Origin of the sequence: Francisella sp. 19X1-34, from assembly GCF_041102755.1 — a bacterium.
Classification (GTDB): Bacteria; Pseudomonadota; Gammaproteobacteria; order Francisellales; family Francisellaceae; genus Francisella.
Window position 1 is genome coordinate 1 of record NZ_JBGCTX010000099.1, and the last position, 4,624, is coordinate 4,624.

Consider the following 4,624-nt stretch of genomic DNA (forward strand, 5'->3'; position numbering starts at 1 on the left):
TCCATAAATTCTTCTGGGTATCTTTTGTAAGCCATTTCTCTCTCCTTTTTCTGACATCAAAAGTGTCCCAAATTGACGGGATAGATCAATCTCTCAAGTATTTAAATTAAGGGATTCTAGTAAACATATGCGTAACATTTATAATGAAAATCTTAACAATATGAATTAAAAACTTGATACTCGAGTCTTAGCTAGGGTGTTTGACAATACTAGAAGGTTAAGAAACAAATTGGGGTTCTATTGAACATTATCTTAAAATATATAAAATGGTATAAAATTTCTTTTTTTGCCTAATAAGCGAAGATAATATGTAACGTAATATTAATAATAATGTAAGTAAGTATGAATTTGGGAACAGAAAGTAAAATTTATCCTACTAAAAATCAGTATGATTTTTTTGATGATTTGGTTTTTCAAAAAACTGGAGATCAAAACCTAAAGATTCGACTTATTAGTGAAAACAAGTTTTCTGAAGTTTCAAAAGCACGTCAGGAGCTATATGCTAATAGAGAAAAATACTTTTTAAAAACCTTATTTGAAAATAATAGGATGCTTGATAGCATTGATAGACGATCATTTATATTTGCGGCATTTTATAACAATCAGATTATAGGTCTACACAGACATACACCGGCACCCTTTGAAGTCTATAAATACATTGAGAAAAATAGGCTGGATAGTTTTTTAGGTTCTAAAAATAAAGATAGCTTCATTGAAATGTCTAGACTAGTTATTGATAGAAAGTCACCAATAAAATATTTGCAATATCATTTGACCTGTATTGGTACTGAAATAATTAGAATAAATACCAATTTTAAAAATTTTATAACTTTTGTTAAGCCTAGGTTAATGAAGTATGCTTTTCCCGATTTGGGAGGCGATGATTTTTTAAACTTTAGAATTCCTGAAAGAAAAAATAATGAATATGTATTAATTAAAGGAAATATAAAGGAAAGAAATAGTATATATTTTAAGGATAATTTTATTGATGAATAATAGTGTATTTGAGAATAAAAAATTAGTAAGAAAATTCTATGAAGAAATGTTTTGCCATAGAAGAGTTAAAGAATCTTCATTGATGTTAAGCGAAAATTATATTCAAAATAATAATACATTTATTCCTCCTGGTAGGGATGGATTTGTAAAATTCTTTAATAAATTTGTAAAAAAATTTAAAGCATCAGGATGTGACATTATTAATGTTTGTGGTGAAGATGATATCGTATATTTATATGCTACACACTGGGTACTTTTTCTTAAAATGAAACTTAAATGGAAAGTTATAGATATATATAGAGTCAAAGATGGGGAACTGGTAGAACACTGGGATTCTATAGAGCCAACAACAACATTATCGAGAATTATTTATTTATTTAAAGCTTGTCTAGGATTTTAACTATTAATTAAAATATATTGGGAGGTAAGTAGGGGATAAAATATTAAAATACAAGTAGTTTTTAAAGAATTTATATTAATAAAGTAATTAAGGAAGGTATAATGAGTGATTTTAGGAATGAGTTGAGAGTTCTTTGTGATAGTGAGTGGGCAAAGCTTAAAAAAGGTAAATTTTTTTCAGCTATTAATGAAGCAGTTAACTCATCAGACCATAAGAAGCTTTTAGAGCTTTATGTAAGAACAATGGTAGAAGTTTATCACTACACTAAATGTAATGCTATTAATCAAGCAGTTGCTTCTATAACAGTGGATCATAAAGATCTCAAGCTATTAAGATTTGTTCTTCGCCATGCATTAGAAGAAACAGGACATGAAAATATGGCTAAGAGGGATGCTTTATCTTTATGTGACAATGAAGATTTTTTCAATCAAGAACCTCTTCCAGCAACAGAAGCCTTTAATGGTTATTTATACTCTGTTGCGCTAAAATATGGAGGTATAGCAAGACTAGGCTATAGTTTTTGGGCAGAAGATTCATATCACCAAGTTGGAGATTTATTAGAAATTCTTCAAAATGATCTTAAACTTACTGAAAAGCAGCTTACATTTTTTATATCACATGCTGTTATTGATGAGAAGCACTCAAAAGAAGTTAATGATATGATTGATCAATATATCAAGACAGAAGAAGATAAGAAGCTTACGATGAAAGTAGCTCAAACTACAATTTATATGTTAGGCAAAATTTTAGATAATGTTGCTGAAGAGGTTGAATCATCTTCTTTTGAAATTAATCTAAAATCATTGTGATTCTAGTACTGTTAATTAGGGGTTTTCACTAGACATAGTAGTTCTGTAGCAGATATTGAAGGTGATCCATTAGCTTTCTTTTCAGCTTTCATTATGAGAGCTAATATTTTTTCATTAATAGGGGTTGAAAAATTATACTTTTTACCAAGTTTAATGATTTCCCCATTTAGATAGTCGATTTCAGTAATTCGCCCCTTTTGTAAATCTTCTAGCATCGAAGATCCTGCTTTGGAGTCAATTTTAAGCATAGCTTTAGCAACTCGTTTGAATAAGAAGTTAGGTAATAAAAGAATATAGGGAATGATGGGAATCATAATTTTACCAACATTCTTAGGTTTTATATTAGCAATTCTTAATATCTTTAAAGCTTCTTTCATGCTCATAGCAAGTATTTTTCGATATGTTTTATTGTGCAGTTCTTCTAATAATGGAACTCCTGACAGAGCATTAATAGAATTATTGAGGTTGATTATAAGTTTGCCCCACATAATAGGGACAATTTCATTAGTAACTACTATATCAAATGAAGATGATGATAAGATTTCTACAACCTGCTCAGAATGATTTTTTAATGCTTCTAATATTATTGTGCCTTCTGTTCCGCAGTGATAGTGTCCATTCTGTTGATGAACAATATTGAATGAAACTATTCCTGTTAAAATAGTTTTGTCAAGAATATTTTCTTTTAGTAATTTAATATTGTTTATTCCATTTTGTAAGCTTATTATTAATGCTCCAGATGACGCGTAATCATTGATAGACTTTGCAACTTCAAATGTATCTTTGCTTTTCACAGTTATAAAAATAATATGAGCCTTCTTTAAAATTTTTTCTGGTTCTACTTCTACTCTTATACTATCTTTATCTATGTATGTATTACTTTTTTTTAAGTTAGTAATTTTTAGACCATTTCTTTCAATATTTTCTTTAACTCTAGGTCGTCCAATAAAAGTAACATTATATCCAGATGATAGTAATTTCCCTCCAATATAACAGCCTATCGATCCTGCACCAAATATTACAATAACTTTAGATTTATCCATTCTCAATTTCAATTTCAATTTCAATTTCAATTAGGTTAAATTATTATGACATTTTTAGAGAAAATAACTATAAATATTCTAGCTAATTTATATTTATAAGGACCTACCTAAAAAAAGATATTTTTTAGGTTTATTATCTCAATACTGAAATCGTTATCATTAACAACAATTTCATATTTCTATATAGAAAAATAAAATACTTTGAGCTACATTTTCTATCCCCGCCGCAAGCAGACGGGGTATTACGAAAATGTTCCACCGCTCAAAATTATATAGTTTAAGCGTAGCAAGCTACGGGGAATATGGACCAACTTAAATTTAATAAACTGCTAGAAGATAGCATAAAATAAAAAAGTATGAGAGACTAAATATAAAGGGGAAACTCGAAGAGTATTACAGGTTTATATCCGTTTTTAGGATTGAGTCTATTTGCAAGATTAGTGAGCACAAAAATTATTTTTACAAATAGGTATAGTGTTTGAGTTCTCGAGCACACATTTAGAGATTATAATTCTACAGCACTATTACTCATCAATAAAATTATCCTATCTACATTATGCAGTAGAGATTATAATATGTAGCTCAAGGTAGTTTATTTGATACTTAGCTAATAAGTATCCTTTACTATTTTATCTCTTTTATAAGTCTTTTCTTGTGAAAAATAGTTAAAATCACCATTAAGACTATAGGTTTATAATTTTTACACAGATATTAACTGTAACGATTATTATTAAGGTACATTGTCGTTCGCTACGGTATTAAAACCGTACTCATCGATTGATGTAAGGAGGCTACGATGAGACTTCAAGCACTAAAGTATGCTTACCACCCCCCCCAATAAGTTATTAAATATCACATTATCTGCCAATATCATACATTGACAGATCTAATAATAAGTTATCTAGCAGTAAACTCAATATAGTTACTTGCTAAATTATAAGCTATTATATAGTCAACTTCTGTATAAGTATAATGATTCTTAGTGTTTAAACCATTAATAACAGGAGATATATAGAATTGTTTCTCTTCATAACTATCATAAATAATAACTCTATTAAGCTGATTAATAGCAGATAAAACATCAATTAAAGAACTTTTAGATATATTATTTTTAGATATATAAGAAATTAATTCTTCTGATAAATCTATATTTTCTTTTTTGTATATATTGAATAATAAGTTTGTTACACTGATCGCATCTTGTTTTTTTAACTTTCTATCATAATTGTATCTAGTTACATTAGAAATTAAGGTGTAATTATCCATATCAACTATTTCAAAATATTTATTTTTCACATTATATTTAGGTTCTGTGCACAAAAAATATAAATTAGATTGAAAATAGCTAAACCGTTGTTATTTAAAAGTTGAAAGAC

At 28.0% G+C, this 4,624-nt stretch carries 5 protein-coding genes; 3 read left to right on the forward strand and 2 right to left on the reverse strand.

The genetic code is table 11. The features are described from left to right. Window positions 1-342 precede the first annotated feature (342 nt). From AB8E56_RS11120 to AB8E56_RS11130, 3 genes are all read left to right on the forward strand, one after another. Window positions 343-996, forward strand: a complete 654-nt coding sequence (locus AB8E56_RS11120) for a hypothetical protein (protein WP_329481101.1) — start codon at window positions 343-345, stop codon at window positions 994-996. Beyond that, a complete protein-coding gene (locus AB8E56_RS11125) occupies window positions 989-1,396 on the forward strand; it encodes an ester cyclase (RefSeq protein WP_329481103.1) in 408 nt (135 codons plus the stop codon). Before AB8E56_RS11120 ends, AB8E56_RS11125 begins: the two co-directional genes overlap by 8 nt. Before the next feature lie 101 nt (window positions 1,397-1,497). After that, on the forward strand, window positions 1,498-2,205 hold the full coding sequence (locus AB8E56_RS11130; RefSeq protein ID WP_329481105.1) for an iron-containing redox enzyme family protein: 708 nt from the start codon (window positions 1,498-1,500) through the stop codon (window positions 2,203-2,205). A gap of 11 nt (window positions 2,206-2,216) precedes the next feature. Here the strand turns inward: AB8E56_RS11130 and AB8E56_RS11135 are convergent, their stop codons facing one another. Both AB8E56_RS11135 and AB8E56_RS11140 read right to left on the reverse strand, forming a co-directional pair. After that, complete coding sequence (locus AB8E56_RS11135) at window positions 2,217-3,248, reverse strand: 2-dehydropantoate 2-reductase (RefSeq protein ID WP_329481107.1); 1,032 nt, start codon at window positions 3,246-3,248, stop codon at window positions 2,217-2,219. A gap of 897 nt (window positions 3,249-4,145) precedes the next feature. Continuing rightward, window positions 4,146-4,544 carry a hypothetical protein gene (locus AB8E56_RS11140; protein WP_329481109.1) on the reverse strand — a complete coding sequence of 133 codons (399 nt, stop codon included), beginning with the start codon at window positions 4,542-4,544 and terminating at the stop codon, window positions 4,146-4,148. Window positions 4,545-4,624 lie beyond the last annotated feature (80 nt).